At 34.9% G+C, this 16,305-nt stretch carries 12 protein-coding genes; 5 read left to right on the top strand and 7 right to left on the bottom strand.

What is annotated here, in order from left to right:
* The first annotated feature begins 6 nt into the window (after nucleotides 1-6).
* The gene (ribB, locus tag AAGD79_RS04285; protein WP_265043045.1) at nucleotides 7-660 is read left to right on the top strand and encodes a 3,4-dihydroxy-2-butanone-4-phosphate synthase; all 654 of its coding nucleotides are present in this window, start codon (nucleotides 7-9) and stop codon (nucleotides 658-660) included.
* A gap of 71 nt (nucleotides 661-731) precedes the next feature.
* A complete protein-coding gene (locus AAGD79_RS04280) occupies nucleotides 732-2,012 on the top strand; it encodes a M48 family metalloprotease (RefSeq protein WP_341811177.1) in 1,281 nt (426 codons plus the stop codon).
* 27 nt (nucleotides 2,013-2,039) lie between these two features.
* Here the strand turns inward: AAGD79_RS04280 and AAGD79_RS04275 are convergent, their stop codons facing one another.
* Nucleotides 2,040-2,369 (bottom strand): TrbC/VirB2 family protein, encoded by a 330-nt coding sequence (locus AAGD79_RS04275; RefSeq protein WP_155968336.1) that lies wholly within the window; start codon nucleotides 2,367-2,369, stop codon nucleotides 2,040-2,042.
* Nucleotides 2,370-2,457: 88 nt separating this feature from the next.
* Nucleotides 2,458-3,192, bottom strand: a complete 735-nt coding sequence (gene fabG, locus AAGD79_RS04270; RefSeq protein WP_341811176.1) for a 3-oxoacyl-[acyl-carrier-protein] reductase — start codon at nucleotides 3,190-3,192, stop codon at nucleotides 2,458-2,460.
* A gap of 266 nt (nucleotides 3,193-3,458) precedes the next feature.
* On the opposite strand from fabG, the gene AAGD79_RS04265 reads away from it, so the two are divergent.
* The gene (locus AAGD79_RS04265) at nucleotides 3,459-4,979 is read left to right on the top strand and encodes an HlyD family type I secretion periplasmic adaptor subunit (RefSeq protein WP_341811175.1); all 1,521 of its coding nucleotides are present in this window, start codon (nucleotides 3,459-3,461) and stop codon (nucleotides 4,977-4,979) included.
* Between the two features lie 142 nt (nucleotides 4,980-5,121).
* On the top strand, nucleotides 5,122-5,406 hold the full coding sequence (locus tag AAGD79_RS04260) for a transposase (RefSeq protein WP_041573518.1): 285 nt from the start codon (nucleotides 5,122-5,124) through the stop codon (nucleotides 5,404-5,406).
* Between the two features lie 9 nt (nucleotides 5,407-5,415).
* Here the strand turns inward: AAGD79_RS04260 and AAGD79_RS04255 are convergent, their stop codons facing one another.
* The 5 genes from AAGD79_RS04255 to AAGD79_RS04235 all read right to left on the bottom strand — a co-directional run bounded on the left by AAGD79_RS04255 (nucleotide 5,416) and on the right by AAGD79_RS04235 (nucleotide 14,286).
* Entirely contained in the window at nucleotides 5,416-6,276 is an 861-nt protein-coding gene (locus AAGD79_RS04255; protein WP_341811173.1) for an Rpn family recombination-promoting nuclease/putative transposase, read from the bottom strand.
* Between the two features lie 289 nt (nucleotides 6,277-6,565).
* Entirely contained in the window at nucleotides 6,566-7,912 is a 1,347-nt protein-coding gene (locus AAGD79_RS04250; protein ID WP_341811129.1) for an IS110 family transposase, read from the bottom strand.
* A 688-nt stretch (nucleotides 7,913-8,600) separates the two neighbouring features.
* Nucleotides 8,601-9,929, bottom strand: a complete 1,329-nt coding sequence (locus AAGD79_RS04245; protein WP_341811172.1) for an IS4-like element ISWosp9 family transposase — start codon at nucleotides 9,927-9,929, stop codon at nucleotides 8,601-8,603.
* A 125-nt stretch (nucleotides 9,930-10,054) separates the two neighbouring features.
* Nucleotides 10,055-12,496, bottom strand: a complete 2,442-nt coding sequence (locus tag AAGD79_RS04240; protein ID WP_341811171.1) for an ankyrin repeat domain-containing protein — start codon at nucleotides 12,494-12,496, stop codon at nucleotides 10,055-10,057.
* Nucleotides 12,497-12,558: 62 nt separating this feature from the next.
* Nucleotides 12,559-14,286 carry an ankyrin repeat domain-containing protein gene (locus tag AAGD79_RS04235; protein ID WP_341811170.1) on the bottom strand — a complete coding sequence of 576 codons (1,728 nt, stop codon included), beginning with the start codon at nucleotides 14,284-14,286 and terminating at the stop codon, nucleotides 12,559-12,561.
* 721 nt (nucleotides 14,287-15,007) lie between these two features.
* Between AAGD79_RS04235 and AAGD79_RS04230 the strand changes: the two genes are divergently transcribed.
* A complete protein-coding gene (locus tag AAGD79_RS04230; RefSeq protein WP_265023377.1) occupies nucleotides 15,008-16,300 on the top strand; it encodes a hypothetical protein in 1,293 nt (430 codons plus the stop codon).
* The last annotated feature ends 5 nt before the right edge of the window (nucleotides 16,301-16,305 follow it).

Raw genomic sequence — 16,305 nt, 5'->3', positions numbered from 1 at the left:
ATTATTATGGTACAGGCCACTTATGCTTCAATGAGTCTACCAGGTATTTCTTCTGTGGAAGATGTATTAGAGGATGCTCGTTCCGGTAAATTATTCATTTTAGTTGATGATGAAAGTAGAGAGAATGAAGGTGATTTGGTTGTCTTAGCTGAAAAAGTAAAACCAGAACATATGGCTTTTATGGTTAGATACGGTACTGGTATTGTATTTTTAGCTATGACAAAGCTTCATATGAGTAAACTAAATCTTGAGTTTATGAGGAAGAGCAATGTAGATGAAAAGCTTACTCCTCATACTGCATTTACTACGTCAATTGATGCGCGTTATGGCATTACAACAGGTGTTTCTGCTCATGATAGAACGCATACGATACTTACTGCCATTGATGAAAAGAGTACTAAGGACGATATTATTACTCCAGGGCATGTTTTCCCTATTATTGCAAATAAAGGCGGGGTTTTAGCACGCAATGGTCACACTGAAGCAAGTGTTGAAATAGCAAAGTTGGTTGGTCTTAATCATGCAGCTGTAGGGTGTGAATTAGTGAATGATGATGGCTCTATGATGCGCTTACCTCAGTTGCTTAAATTTGCTGAACAACATAAAATTAAGTTAACTACCATCGACAAACTTATCAGTTACGTTAAAAAATTAAACTAGCGTTTATAAATTTGTATAATTTAAGTGTTAAAATATAGAATTCCTATAAATTATACAAGCACAGAATTTTCATGTTTAGAATTGCTAAGTTTTTGACCTTATTGTTCTTTTTTGCATATTATAATAATGCCTACTCTATTAACATTATTAGAGATAGTGAAGTGGAAGCAATAGTGAAAGAGCTAGCGCAACCTTTATTTTCTGCTGCGGATGTTGATCATGAGCAAATAAAAGTTTTTATAATTAATGACAATTCGATTAATGCTTTTGTAATTAACAATAATAGTATCTTCATTCATTTAGGGCTTTTACGATATTCGGCTAAACCTTATGTCTTGCTTGGTATATTAGCACACGAGATTGCTCACATATCTGCTGGTCATATATTGCAGATGAGTAGTGCTATGGGTTATTTTCAATCGATAGCAATGATTAGTTATATGGTAGGATTAGTTTCTAGTATTATCATTAACCCTCAGGTTGCTGGTGCAATTTTGCTTAGTGGTGTAGCATTCAGTTCAAGGCTATTTTTTAACTATTCTCAAGAGCAAGAAAGTGTAGCAGATAGCTATGCTTTAAGGTACCTTGATGAATCTAGCTATGATAATTCAGGTATGAAAGAGATTTTTGATTATTTTAAAAGTATTGAGCATGAGAACACCGAGGAATATTTCCGCACTCACCCACTTAGTGAGAAACGCATATTTGCTGTACAAAATTATAAGGTCAAAAACAACGTAAAACCAATTTTTGCTGATAAGTTACTAAAGTTTGAGCGTGTGGTTGCAAAGCTAGACTCTTTCTTTGCTCCTATTCATGTGTTATCTAATAAATATGAAAATAATTCTGAGTATGTAAATGCTATAGTTTGCTATAGGCAAGGAAAGATAGAAGAGGCTATTGCTAAAATGAATTCATTGATTCAAGAGTCACGCAATGACCCATACCTATATGAATTAAAAGCAGAAATGCTATACAAAGCTGGAAACTTAAGTGAAGCAATAAAAATGTATGAAGAATCGCTTAGGTATTTATCTGAGAAAAACAGTTATTTAGTGAAACTTGCATTATCTCATACTTTATTATTACACGGTGATGCAAAAAAGGCGATTTTTTACCTGGAGCAGATTTTGAATGTAGAACCAAATAACGCTTTTGTCTGGAAATATTTAAGCATTGCATATAAATGTGACGCTGATACGGCAATGCATTATTTTGCTTTGACAAAAAAGGCTTGTATTGAAGGTAATTCAAAGCAATTTATGAAATACGCTGAGTTAGCTGTTAAAACTCTACCAAAGAATAGCCCTTACTTGTTGCAAATTGAAGATATGAAGCAATTTAATGGGTAACAAAAAAGCATTTCTGCACTTTTTGGATTATTTTTGTCCACACTTTTCCAACATAGTTTTTGCTTCATCGCTTACGTTGGGCATAATTTTCGTTATGATAGTTTTAGCGCCAAAAAATACACCACAGAACATGCCAAGAGCAAAGAGGGCTGGCCACGGCATCCTGCCAAATATTGCAAGCAAAGCTGCACCAATTATTACTACCGTCATAAGTGGACCGCCTATCCCCCAAACATAACCAATAATATTGCATATTACTTTAGTTGTGTCATCCATATCAGGGTCAGCTGCATAACCTGAGAAAGAGAAAAGCAATACTACGCAAAAAACACTAAAAAATTCCATTATAGAGCTCATTTTTTTGCCTCTAAGTAATAAATTAACCTAAACCTACACATTTTTTATTTTAAAGTAAAAATTATAATTTGTCGATACATAAGTGTTGCTACATAAATAACCCACCATTAATATTGAGCACATGCCCTGTTATATATTTTGCTTCATCACTTGCTAAAAACAAGACCCCTGCTGCTATTTCTTCCCCTTTTCCCATTCTTTTCATTGGAATATTATCTAATATTTTTCCCTTTTGTCCTTCATTTAAAACTTCAGTCATTTTAGTATCTATAAACCCAGGAGCAATACAATTTACTGTTATATTACGACTTGCAACTTCTTTTGCTATGGATTTGCTCATAGCTATTATTCCAGCTTTAGACGCCGCATAATTTGCTTGCCCGGCGTTTCCTGTCAGCCCTATTATTGAGGAAATATTTATAATTCTTCCCCAATTATTCTTAATTAGTTTTCTGCATGCTTCTCTACTCAGCTTAAATGTAGAGCTCAAGTTAATATCAATTACTTTTTGCCATGCTTCATCTGTCATTCTCAATAATAAACTGTCTCGCGTAATACCCGCATTGCATACGAGCCCGTCAAAGCCTTCCATCAGCTCACTTGCTCTATTTATTAGTTGATTTACTTCCTCAGCATTTGATAAATCACAAGGGAGTACATGCATGTTTTTTTCATATTGTTTAGCAACTTCTTCGAGCACTTCTTTTTTTGTGCCAGAAATACATAAAGTTGCTCCGGCTTTGTGCATAATTTTTACAATTGCTTGCCCTATTCCGCTTGATGCGCCAGTAATCAGGAACTTTCTGCTTTCCAATTTAAGCATAATAACTTTATATTATCTTAATTCCTAACAGAATATTGACTAGTTGGCAATAGATTTCTTACATAATATAAGTAACTCAGATATTCACAAAATAAAGAAAAAGTTATAATAAAGTTAAACGTCAAAAAATTTTAAAAACATAGTTGATGCAGGAATTGTTACTAAATAGTTTATTCTGGTGCTCTACAGTCTAAATGGAATGCTTAAATTATAGATTCTTTGTTTTTGTGTGTTATCTTGAGTTAACACAAATTCACAGTAGTATTATGATAAGTAAGTTAAAAAAGCTTAGCGCTGGATTTTCTTTGACAGGCTTGATTGGCCATGGTGATAATATAAATATGCAAGGAGCAAAAAATAAAAAGAAGAAGTACCCAAAATTTTTGGATAAGACGTTTGCATTGATTGATGCAGTGATAAATTTTATTTTAAAACGCGAAAGTAATAACGTAAATGAAGTCCTGAAAGTAACATGGGGACCACTATTTTTTGGTCTGGTAGTAATACTCATCTTTTTTGGGATAGGTGGTATTTGGTCGGCTATAGCTCCAATTGACGGTGCGGTGCATGCAGGTGGAGAAGTTATTGTATCTTCAAATAGAAAAATAGTTCAACACTTGGGCGGAGGAATAATAAGCAAAATTTTAGTAAAAGAGGGTCAAGCAGTTAAAAAAGATGAGCCTCTAGTTTTGTTGAGTGATGTTAACGAGAAGGCGAATTTAAGTATCATCAAAGAGAAGCTCTTATCATTTTTAGCAACAGAAGCAAGGCTTCTTGCAATCAGAGTAGATTTGGACACGCTCGAGTTTCCTGATGAGGTTAAAAAATTATCTCACGATGAACTTGTAAATAAAGTGATAAAGAATCAAGTAAAGTTGTTCAACTCTCAGAGAAAGAGCATATTGGGAAAAACAGACATACTGCAACAACGTATAAAGCAGTTAAATGATGAATTAGCGGGGCTAAACTTTCAACTAAATGCAGCTCATAAGCAATATGACTTGATAACTGAGGAGTTGGAAACAAAAAGACAATTACTTGATAGTGGCCATATAAGCAAACCACACATTTTAGCTTTAGAAAAGCAGTTTGCTGAAATTGAAGGCAGAGTTGGACATTACCGTTCTGCAATATCTCAAGTGCAGCAAAAAATTGGAGAGAACGAATTAGAAATTATAAACGTGAGAAATGATTCTCAAGAAAGAGCAAACGCTGAACTTAAGGAAGTTAGTACGTCTATTGCAGACTTGAAAGAGAGACTGATGGTTGCTGAAGATTCATTAGCACGTACAATAATTAAATCGCCTCAAGATGGGATAGTCACAGATATAAGATACCATACTGAAGGTGGTGTTATACAATCTGGAGTTCCGATCATGAGCGTAGTGCCATCGGATGATGACCTAATAATAGATGCTAAAATTCAGACCAGAAACATAGAAGAGATACTGTCAGCACAAAAGAAAGATAGCAACATAGTCTCTATTGATGGGCTAGAAGGGCTAAAGGTTAAAGTTCGTTTAAGTGCTTACAGTGCACGTCGTTTAAGTTTAATTAATGGTATAGTAAGCAATATTTCTCCCGATGCCCTTGATGATCCAAGGCTAGGGCGTTATTATTCAGTACGTGTAGTGATACCAAAACCAGAGCTTGCTCAGTTTAAAAACGTATACCTATACCCTGGTATGCCAGCAGAAGTGTACATAGTTACTCAATCTCGTACTCTTTTATCATTCTTGTTTACGCCTATAATTGCAACAGTCGATAGGTCTTTTATAGAAAGGTAGCTCACTCGTTAAAGTAGTAGTGAAAGTGCCGTAATAAAATTTAGGTACATAATTAGACAATAGGCTTCTTGACCTTACCCAGAAAAAGTGGAGAGAAAGAAAGGAGTTTTTTCGGGTAAAATAAAATTTTGGAGGATTAGAAATGGTAAGAGAATATACGGCAGAATTCAAATTGGAAGCTGTTAAGCTGGCAAATGAACAAAGAAAGGTAGGTCAACCAGTTGCAAAAGTAGCAAGAGATCTAGGAATAAGGGATAGTGTATTAGGAAAATGGATGAAGAAATATAACGAAAAAAAGTCAGCGGCAAATGCATTTCCAGATGTAGCACCTTATGACAAAGAGAGATTTGATTTACAGAAAGAGTTAGCAAAAGTAACAAGAGAAAGAGACATTTTAAAAAAAGCCCTGGCCAGTCAAAAAGAGTAAAATATTTTTTCATAAAAGAGCATATTGAGGAAGGCCGGTTATTTGGGAGGTGATATCAATGGAAACACCAGCCTTAAGTAGGTTTTTTGCGACTTCAATTTTTTCTTCTTTTCTGCCTTCATCTTTCCCTTTCTCCCTGCCCTTTTCATGCCCGATTTGGATGCCTTCTTCTTTCCGCAGATCCATTATCCTTTCTTCGTACGCTATCAGATCTTTCTCATTCCAGCGAAACTTGTCTAACTCATCGTATGCTAGCTTTATTATTGGCGATTTTTCTGCAATATCTTTTAGGTCTTCATCTGTAGTATCTTCTGCATACTTGAAAAAAAAGCACCAGCGCTCTATTGTACTTTCTAGCTGCTCTACTTTGTTTTTTGCGAATTTAGGCAACTCAATAAAGACAAACTGAAAATCTTTTAAGTAATGTCCGTTGGTTTTTATATCTCGTATATTATGAGTGGAAATATACTCAACCTCCTCAGGAAATAGCGTATTATCGGAAATAGCAATAAAGAATACTGTTTTTAAATCGATGTACTCGCCACCTTTTCCAACCTGCCTTGAATAAGCTTTAGCAGCATATAGCTGAGCGCGTTTCTCAAAGCCTCTATCACGAGCGAGCTGCATCTCAATCACGTATCTGAACCCACTAGAATCCTTGCAAAGGACGTCAACAATGCTTTGTTTATCAGAGGCGACTTCAGGATCCATATAGGTGCTAAGAAACTCAACTTCTTGTATAGTATCTATCCCGGTAAATCCTAAGATATCATTGAGGAAGTGAATAAGAATGTTTTTATTTCTTTCGGTACCAAAGACCTTTTTGAAGGTTAAGTCTAATTTTGGATTGAGAAACTTAGAAAGAGCCATAGCAAGAATACCTAAAAAGCATTAATAATTATACACAATTCTGAAGAAATATTCAACTCTTTTATGCTGAGGTCTATTAAAGTGGTAAATTTAGCTGAATTTCAAGAGTTGGCAAAAAACTACCTTCATAGATGATCCTAGAATGCTACTACGCATCTTAGACGTCCTTTTGTACATCTTTTTATATCCCCATCATAAAGCGCCTAAAAACCCCGGCAAATGAATTCATGAATTTAGTAGCTATAAAAAACTTCAAAAATACCTATTTTGGGTGTGAGAGGCTAATCTTCTAAGAAACTCTTTCTGCTAGTAGCTCTTTTTTAATCAAGACACAACCAAATTCACTAGCTTTCTTGCTTAGAGTCTTCACTATTTTTTCCTTATATAACTTTTCATAGTAATCAATGCCCTTCTCTACATATTCCTGTCCATACTTTAGCATACTATAAAAAATGCACGCCAATTTCCTAGCCGTAGCGGTAATCGCTTTCGGTGCTCCTAGTCGTTTTTTTAACCTTCTGCAATATGCACCAATCCCACTGTTGCTTCTTGACACACACTGGGCAGCCATCCTAAAAGCATTTGCAGCACGAGCAATAACTTTGCGAGTTCTCGTCCCAAATACTTTTTCCCCTGTAACTTTATTAGCAGGACTTAGCCCCAACCAAGAAGTAAAGTGCTTCTCTGATGGCCATTTATCGTGGTTCAAACCAACTTCTGAGATAATTGTTTGTATAGTTAGCACATCAAGCCCAGGAACTTTAGTAAAATCAATACCGGTTACTCTATACAGTTCTTCGTGTAAAGGAAAGTCTGGTCTGTTTTTTGAAAACCTATTCTTTATTTTGCTGCATCGCTTATTCTCGTCAGATTTTGTTTCAAATGTTTTGTAATATTGTTCGATGCTTTTGTCGCATTCTGCTATTTTTTCCTGATAAATATTATACAATTCAAATTCTTGCTTTAACACAAATAAGAGTTCCTTTCTGTAGTCGCCTTTTAGCGCTTTTGCCATGGTAGATCTATCATTTCTTATCCGTACATCTCTCAATTCTGATAATTTTTCAGGATTCCTTTCACCTTCAATTATTGCTTTGATAATTTGCATACCGGTCACTCCAGTAATATCACTTATGACTTTGTGTAATTGAACGTTCATTTGAATTAACGCTTTTTGCATACGTAGAATATGTGTGGATGCACTTTCAATCAGGTTGCTACGTTGCCTAACGTAATTACGCAACACACACATTTGATCATCAGGTCTAAACGACCCATGGAGTAATCCATAGCTGTGTAATTGTTGTAACCATTGACAGTCTTGAACGTCGGATTTTCTACCAGGCACGTTCTTAATATATCGTGCATTTACCAATTTTACCTCAAATCCATATGACTCAAGTATTTGAAACAAAGGAATCCAATATACTCCTGTTGATTCCATAGCTACTGTTCTAACTTTACATTTCTTTAACCACCCTGCTAAGTTATGAAGATCAACTGTAAAGCATCCAAATTTTTTGACACGTTGTTCATCTCTTCCTTCAGGTACACATACATAATGTACAGCTGAGCCGATATCAATTCCTGCTGTATCAGGATTCACTATTTCTAGTTTACTTTTTGCCTTTATCATGGTAATTATCCTACTATAACTTATAATGGAGAAGCACTTAAGCTTGGGACGGTTAGATTATACAATCTTCTAATCGAGGTAGTCATAATAGACTCCATCAGTGGTTTAACCGTTCCTCCAAAACCACGCTCCTAAACGGGCACTTAAGCACCATTGATCAGTCGGTTATAACTGCAGAAGTACTTCTTGATAAATTATATATAAAAATTGCTATGGAAGTGAAGAAATAGTTTCTTTCCGGTTTAACAAGATTTTTTTCTTGTTCGACGCTCTTAAATAAGTTCACTACTTATCGTTCTACAGCCAGAATGTCACACAAACGAAAGTTTAATTTGTGCTTACTGTAGACATGGGGTTTTAAATGTGATACTCATGGATGTGAAATCCCACCCCTGAAGATTAGAATTCAAGCAGTTTAGCTTTAACCATATTGATCAGGTGTTGCAAGCCGTTACCTTACACATCTTCAGATAACTCTCGCTTTACATACATGCTCTTGTCCTCCTTCCCTTTCGGGTTAAAGTTAGTTGTTCACCTCGAGGCCATTTATTCTGAACCCCGCTTAGCTCCGCTAAGTATTTCTTAATGCGTACCACGGCGCACCCTCTCGACTCACACAGCTCCCATTATTCAGCCTTTTGTCCCAAACCTAATGTCCAGTGGGGGAGTGTTAAATAAACCATACGCGTCAAGTTAAGGAATGTAGAGAGCTTAAAGTAGATACCCTGGTCTTCCTATATCTGTCTTTCAAAGAAAACTTTGACCAGATTATAGTAAGCTTTTTTAGAAAAATTTTTAAATTATTGACAATATTGTTTAATATCAAAAAGAGCTCTCTAACCCGCCTTTTCAATTCAATAAATGCCTTTGTTAAACTGAGCTCCGTGTTCTTTTTTAGTTTTACACAGCCAATCATTTCGTGAAATACGAGAATAGCACATAATTTTGCGTATAGCTCGCACAATACTCTAAATGGATTTGTCTTTCCTTTTAGTTTATTAAGATTGATATGACTTTTATATAGTTTAAATAGTAATTCGATTTGCCATCTTACTCTATAAACCGTCAATATTTGTTCAGCATTAATTTTACTCTCTGGAACATTAGTTATAAATATTGACCAATCTAATAACTTTTGATTCTTTTGAGAAGATGTATATCCATGTGACTTTGCTAATTTATTAGCCTTTCTTCTTCTAGCCATAGACTGTTCTTCAGTTAGTTTTTGACATATAATTCTTACCTTAATTTTTACTTCCTTTCCTAATAATACTTCTTTTTCTGAAGATAATTGACCTTCTAAATACTCCAATAGCTCTATTTTTTGATTTGTTTCTATATCATATATATTGGTATCAGACTTATAACGACTAACAAAATATGCACCTGCTTCATCAATCTGTTTAAAAGAACTAGGCACAAAGTAGCCCAAGTCAAATATTAGCAAATCATTGGCTGATAAACCGTTCAGATAATCCCTATAACCTTGATCCGACCTTATTCCTTCCATAAAATTTAACTTATCTAGCGCTTGATTCAGGTAATCAAAGACTAACTGTAGCTTTATTCCTGATTTGGTATTATTCTCACAATCTCTATAGCTACTGCCATATCCTTTGTACATATCTTCCATGCTACTGGGCAGGCTAATGTAGCTGCTATCCAATAATTTAACGCTTCCAAATTGCTGTAAAATTTTGCAATCAATCTGTAGACTTTTTTTAAATAAACACAAAGCTTCGTTATACATTTTTTTCATGAACTCAACTGCTTCTTCACTAAACCTAAAATCTAAACCCTGTTTTGTAATTTCTATCGAGTCTTCATTTAGCAATTGGCACATTGTTTCTATGCTGCAATCATCAACTCCTATGTTACCAAAAACCATAGCTTTTATGAATGATGAGCCATTAAGTTTTCTCTTTCTTTTTATAAAACCTACTGCAATTGATATTTCGTCTGCTTTTTCATTAAAGAATTCATTGAGGTCTTTTGATAAGCAAGCTATTCTGTCCATTGTAAGTTCTCTCATTCATATATCCAAGAGAATTTATACCTTATTATTTTCCTTCACTCTATCAACTTTACTTACACTTTTCCTTAACTTGACGCGTATGGTTTATTTAACACTTCCTCACTTCATTATAGAAAATGGCCTACTGTTTCTTCAAGACTTGAAGCTTTTCTCATTTTTTCGCGCTTTGTCCAAGAGTCCACTTTTGTTGCATCAGATTGATTAATTGTTTCAGAACGAATCAACTCTCCAGATCTAGTAAAAAAACCTCGTTCAATAGCATCACGTACTGAACACCCACCAAGCAAACATTTTTCCCCTATTCGTTCCTCACAATTCTGTAATTTTTTCCACTTTTCTTGATCTTCTACTTCTACCTTTATTAGATTTTGCTTATCAGGGTATAATCTCACTTCCAACTCTCCCAAGCCAGTATCGAAAGTCAATACTATATTACTACCATCTGCTAGGCCTACATAATTCCTTATAGCGTTTTCCGTTATAATTTCTACCTCACTCTTACCTATCTTTATTATATTTCTTCCGTATTGTACACCTTCCTGAGTGATACCTAAACCCCTTGCTCCATTTGTAATCTTTGCAACATCTACTTTACTATCCTGTGAATATTCAAGACAGAGAGTAGAGTTGTCGATTTTTACGTCTCTTACCTTACCACTTGTTGCGCTTTGAACGATTGTTATGAAATCTAAAGCACGATTCTCATAATCTGCATAAGCGTTTTTCATATTAGCTTTGTGGCTTTCAAACTCTTCCAGTTCGTCAATTACATATATACTGCTTATGTTGTACAAAATTGCCCCTTTTGATATCAATTGACATACTATACCACTAGCAACCTCTATATTCCTTGAACCTTCGGAACTCTTTCTTAATTCACTAATCTTTCTTATCACAAAATCTGTAAAACTATATTCCTTTTCATATACCTTTCCGTATATACTACCCTGGTTAGGAAAGTTCAGCCTTACCCCAAGTTCTATAGCTTCGTTTACAACGCGTTTTAACTCATCTATATCTTTGGATTTATTTACCCTACCCAAAAATATTTTCAACTTTTCCGACTGATCTAATATTAAATCATCCCATAGAGTTCTAAGCTTAGGCAAACGTTTTTTGTCCTTCCACTCTTCGTAATCAATCGCTCCTGCTTCTAGCAGCAACTTTTTTGCTTCTTTGAAATGAGTTTCATTACCATAACAAGCCTCCCTAATCTTTTGAAAAACTCGAGACTTTCCTTCGCAATCACGAAGATTGAGAATCTCTTTAAGACCTTCATTTCCTTTGTGCTGATTGAAAAACTTTCTTAGTCGATTAGTGTTAAAGCTATGACCGCAAATACCTTCTAAATCATTTTTTGCTTCCAATTGCTCCTGAGTTAAAAAGATCTGTTCTAAAAGATTCACTTCAAAAGGTTTTTTGTTAATAATTACAATGTCTAGAGGAGTTTTTCCTTGTCTGTCAGTTTGACCACGTGCTCCTTTTTTCAGAAGCAAAGGTATATTTAAAGTATTATAATAAGCAGCATAGTGCAAAGGTGTTTGCCCTTCACTGTTAACTATGTTAGGATCAGCACCAGATTTTAAAAGTAAAGTCATAAATGCACTAACTGCACAACCTATGTCTTTTTCCACTGCTAAATACTCCATACCTTGTATTACATGTAGTATTGTCAATTTGGATTCTCCCCTTTGAAGATTGAGAACAGCTTTTAGATCATCACCTTTGTTATCGTGTAAAAAGTCCTTAAACCTTGTAATGTCACAAAATGGAAAGTCTGTAAGAAGATTTAACAGTGCCTTATTCAAATTTTTTTGGTTATCTTTTAAATCAGGTACGTTGAAAGACCAATCAGATATTAAATTTTTGAATTTTCCCCTTTTAATAATAGAGGTCAAAGAGCTGTTATCACTAAGCAGCAACGAGTATTTAATTGACTCATACTTATCATCTACCCGCCCCTCCTTCTGTTCTACCTTTACCTCCTTTAAATACTCTGTATCATCATCTTTAATGCGTTTAGCTAGATCCTTTAAAAATTCAATATCTCTGTTTTCCAGTAAAGGTAATGCCCCCTTCTTCATGAGAATCGAGACCATTTTTGTACTTCGTCCAGCTAAGTATAATGGAGTGCGCCGTTTTTCATCTAACGCATTAACATCAGCTCCATTGTTTATAAGATACTCTACTATTTTTATTTTTTGGCTCAAGACAGCATGATGTAGAGGAGTGCTTCCGTCATTATACTTCTTATTAACACTTGCTCCATTTTTTATTAGGATCTCTACCATTCTTGTGTTCCCTTGTGAGATAGCATAATATAATGGATCACGATTGTACGCATCAATTGTGTTAACATCAGCTCCTCCTTTTATAAGGGTTTCTACCATTTGTTTGTTGTTTTTTAAAACAGCAAAACTTAATTGGCACAATGTACCTGGATCTACTTGCTTTAATCTCTCTTCTATTTTACTAACTACATTACTCTTACTGAAACCAACATCAGCGTTAGCAGAATTTAATACTTCCTGCAATTTATTCAATTCCATAACTCCACCTCGGTTAAAAATACTACACACCATTTTCACACGCATGACATAAAATGCAAGAACTAATATGACATGCAACATTCGTCCTTAGGCATTTGAGGTAAGCTTTGCCTATTCACTTCACATTCATTTAGCCTACTATTAGGCTTTAATACTGCATATGTAATGCCACCAGCAATGGCCCCAACAATCAATGCAGCAGTAGCTGATATTGATAAACTAAGATGAATAGCAGTACATCCAATAGCCACACTTGTCAACATGGTCATTATCCCTACACAGAAACTGGTCTTTATTGCTCTATTAGTTATAGTTAGGTGTTTATTTTCTGTCACTTTTTGATACTGTATCACATTTTTATCATCAGCCAGACTTCCCGAGGTTTTGGGACACTCCCTTACTCGAAGACTAAGATACTTAACTATATCTTTGTAACCATTAGAATCTGCCAAATCGGAAGGAGTCTCACCTCTCAAGTTTTTTACATCAATAGTAGCCTTTTCTTCCTCTAAAAGATATTCAACTATATCGTAGCAATTCATTCTAGCAGATTCATGTAATGGAGTATCGCCATTTTTTTCGCTTACTACATTAACATCAGATCCCTTTTCTAACAGAGCTTTAACTATGCCTAAACAGCCCACCTCACAAGCAATATGCAAAGCAGTGCATCCTTCTTCGTTTCGTGCTTCAAAACTAGCTCCTTTTTCTAACAGAAATTGAACTACTTCCAAATGACTACATCCAGCAGCTTCATTTAAAGCAGTATCGCCTTCATAGTTTGTTGCATTAATATCAGTACCTTTGTCTAATAGAGCTTTAACGATTTTTAAGTAACCCTCTCGAGCAGCAATATGCAATACACATTTGAAACTATTCTTTCGTATGTCAGCATTATTCATTTGGCCCAATAGAGCTTTAACTATTTCTAAGTGGTCCTCGCTAGCAGCAATATGCAAAGCAGTACAGTCTTCGTTGTTTCGTGCCTCAACACTGGCTCCTTTTTCTAACAGAAATTGAACTACATCTAAGTGACACATTTCAGCGGCAATATGCAAAGGAGTGTCATTATCATCGGTTGCTTGGTTAATATTGATTTTTTCTTCACTTATAAAGTACTCAACCACTTTTAATTTACCCATTTCAGTAGCAGAATGAAGAGCAGTGCATCCTTCTTTGTTTCGTGCCTCAACACTAGCCCCTTTTCCTAATAGAACTTGAACTACTTCTAAGTGGCCTGCTTTAGCAGCAATATGTAAGGCAGTGTCACCATTATCTTTTTGCGCATCAACATCAGCACCATTATCTAGTAGAACTTGAATTACGTTTAAGTGACCCATCTGAACAGCGATATGCAGCGGAGTAGCTTCTTCATTGTTTATTACCTCAACAGTAGCTCCTTTTTTTAACAGGGTTCCAACGATTACGAAGTGGCCCCTGCCAGCAGCAAGATGCAAAGGCGTGCTACCATTGTTGTCTTTTATCTCAACACTAGCTCCTTTGTTTAATAGATCTTGAACTTTCTCTAAGGAACCATGAAAAGCAAAATTAAGTAAGTCAGTATGTATATTACTTTCGTGTACACAATGCTCATCTGTTTTTAAGTGACTATCGAGCGTAGCTAAATATGAATACGTAATATTTTGATTAACTTGATAAATTGGTATGGTCTGTGTTGCATAAAAACCTTGTTCTTTTGACCGCTTTTCTATTCCATCAACCATACTGTTCTCTTCTAAATCTGCTTGAATATTTATTGGACTAGATACTTCTTCCAATTGATTAACCACGACACTACCTTAACTTAAAAACTTATGTTTTAATTATTACACAATTATTATAATTAGCAATAGTTTTATATTTTTTTCAGAATTACAAATTTATTGTATTCAGATATAGGAAAATACCTTTTGTCTCTAAAAAACATTGCAACCAAGTATTACAAAGATTTCAATTATTTACTTCTTCAAAGATCCCAAAAAGATCGTATCTTTGTGAGAACAAGCTACGTAAAAGTAGGGTTATGAAAATAGGAACTTGCAATCTTTGCAACAAAGTTAGGTAAGTTAGTTCGTATGTAAATGTAGTAAAAGTAGGCTAATATAGCTGCTTTTATGGTATAGTAGAATTATTATATAGAAAAGTTCACACGTGTCATTTGGTAGACCAATCCATTCCAAAACGAACTCTTCTCTCACTAGCTGGTTTTGAGTGCTGGAAATGGTTATATTATTTAAGTTATTAATGACATATATTGTTAAATTAATACCAGTTTATTTTAGAATAATAATTAAGGTAGACTTATAAAAAACAGAATTTAAAAGTGAACAAAAGACCTTATATAAGCCTATTAAGAGCCTTTTACTAAAAACCACTTTAGGTTAGAAAATTTTTCTAAAATAGTAATTGACAAGTTTTAAAGGTGGGATAATATACCTAAAATATATTGGACTTATTCATTATGGTACGTGAAGAGTACAACATTCTTTCATTGTTCAAAAGGAGGTAATTATGGACCGTCGGGATATTTCAGAAGTTTTGTTTTCATCTATTAAGGAAGATGATCCTTATAGGGCATCTAAGCTCCTTCAGATTGAGCGTTGGTGCTATGCACATTGGATGATACATGAGGGGTATGGTGAAATAAGAAATAATTTTCTTGCACGAGTGTTATCTAGTAAAGATTGCTGGGAAGAAGTCAATAATTTGCATGGAGTGAAGCTTAATAGACAAGTGGTAGGCAGAAAATTAATTGCACCCAGTTCAGATAGTAATCCAAATCCTTTTGGTACTGTTAGATACCAAATTGCATGTGAGTGTTGTTTGGAAGATGAAATACGAGCTATATTTGAGGAAAGAAAAGAGAAATTGTCTGCTAAAGGTGGTGGCAGTTTGCTTGAGTATCGCCGCTTAGTTAAGTGCTATGGAGAAGGTCCTTTAGCTCAATTTTGGTCACATTTCATTAGTGGGTATCTTGATAAACTGGATTTGAGGGACCGTCATCCATATGAGTATGGGCTTGATTGTGCAGTAGATTGGCAAAGAGTAGAAGCAGTGGAATTCTTTTGGAATAAGATAAAATCTTTGCCTGAAGATGAAATAAGTGCACAAAAGAAGGATGAGATCTTGATGAAAAATGCAGCTTATACGGCAAGACCTAGTTTTCGCATTTATCCTGATATATTTGAGTTTTTCCTGAGTCAGGTAAGTCCTAATAGATATCCAGAACTTTTAAGAAGAGATTTAGAGAAAAATGATCATTATGGATCTTTGAATAAAATGAAAGACATGCACAATTTTGGTAAATTTCAGGAATTGTTTGATTGTTTAAAATCAAGTGAAATTTCAGAAGATGATTACTCTCTTTGGTTGAAATTCATGATAAAGGACTGTCCAGAGCATTATTTAGGTGCTGGTGTGGAAGTTTTTATGCATATGTGGAAAAAAGAAGGATTTGATAATCATCGTACTTTCACATTGGACGAGGAAATGATGGAAGATTCTTCTTTTCAAGGAAAATTTTCAGTGCATTTGGTTGAAAAAGGTTTTATGGAGCCAGTATGGGCAATGTTAGATAAGGCTAGTTCTAGACAAATCAAGGAGTTCATGTCTTCCGAAAAAGCAAATGATATACGTTCTATATTAGAGCAAGGAGATAATGAATCATTAAGTAAGTTTTTAGCCTATGGTAAGTCTGCTGATAAAGGGCTTGATAAAAAGAACAAACCTGGTCCAAGTGGTGATTTAGTTGAAGTAGAAGTTAGAAAAACGTATGGTAAGTCCAATGTAAGACTAGGCAAGTAAAAAAC

It is taken from the genome of Wolbachia endosymbiont (group A) of Oxytorus armatus (genome assembly GCF_964027005.1).
Lineage (GTDB): Bacteria > Pseudomonadota > Alphaproteobacteria > Rickettsiales > Anaplasmataceae > Wolbachia > Wolbachia pipientis.
This window is presented reverse-complemented; position numbering and strand designations above follow the sequence as displayed.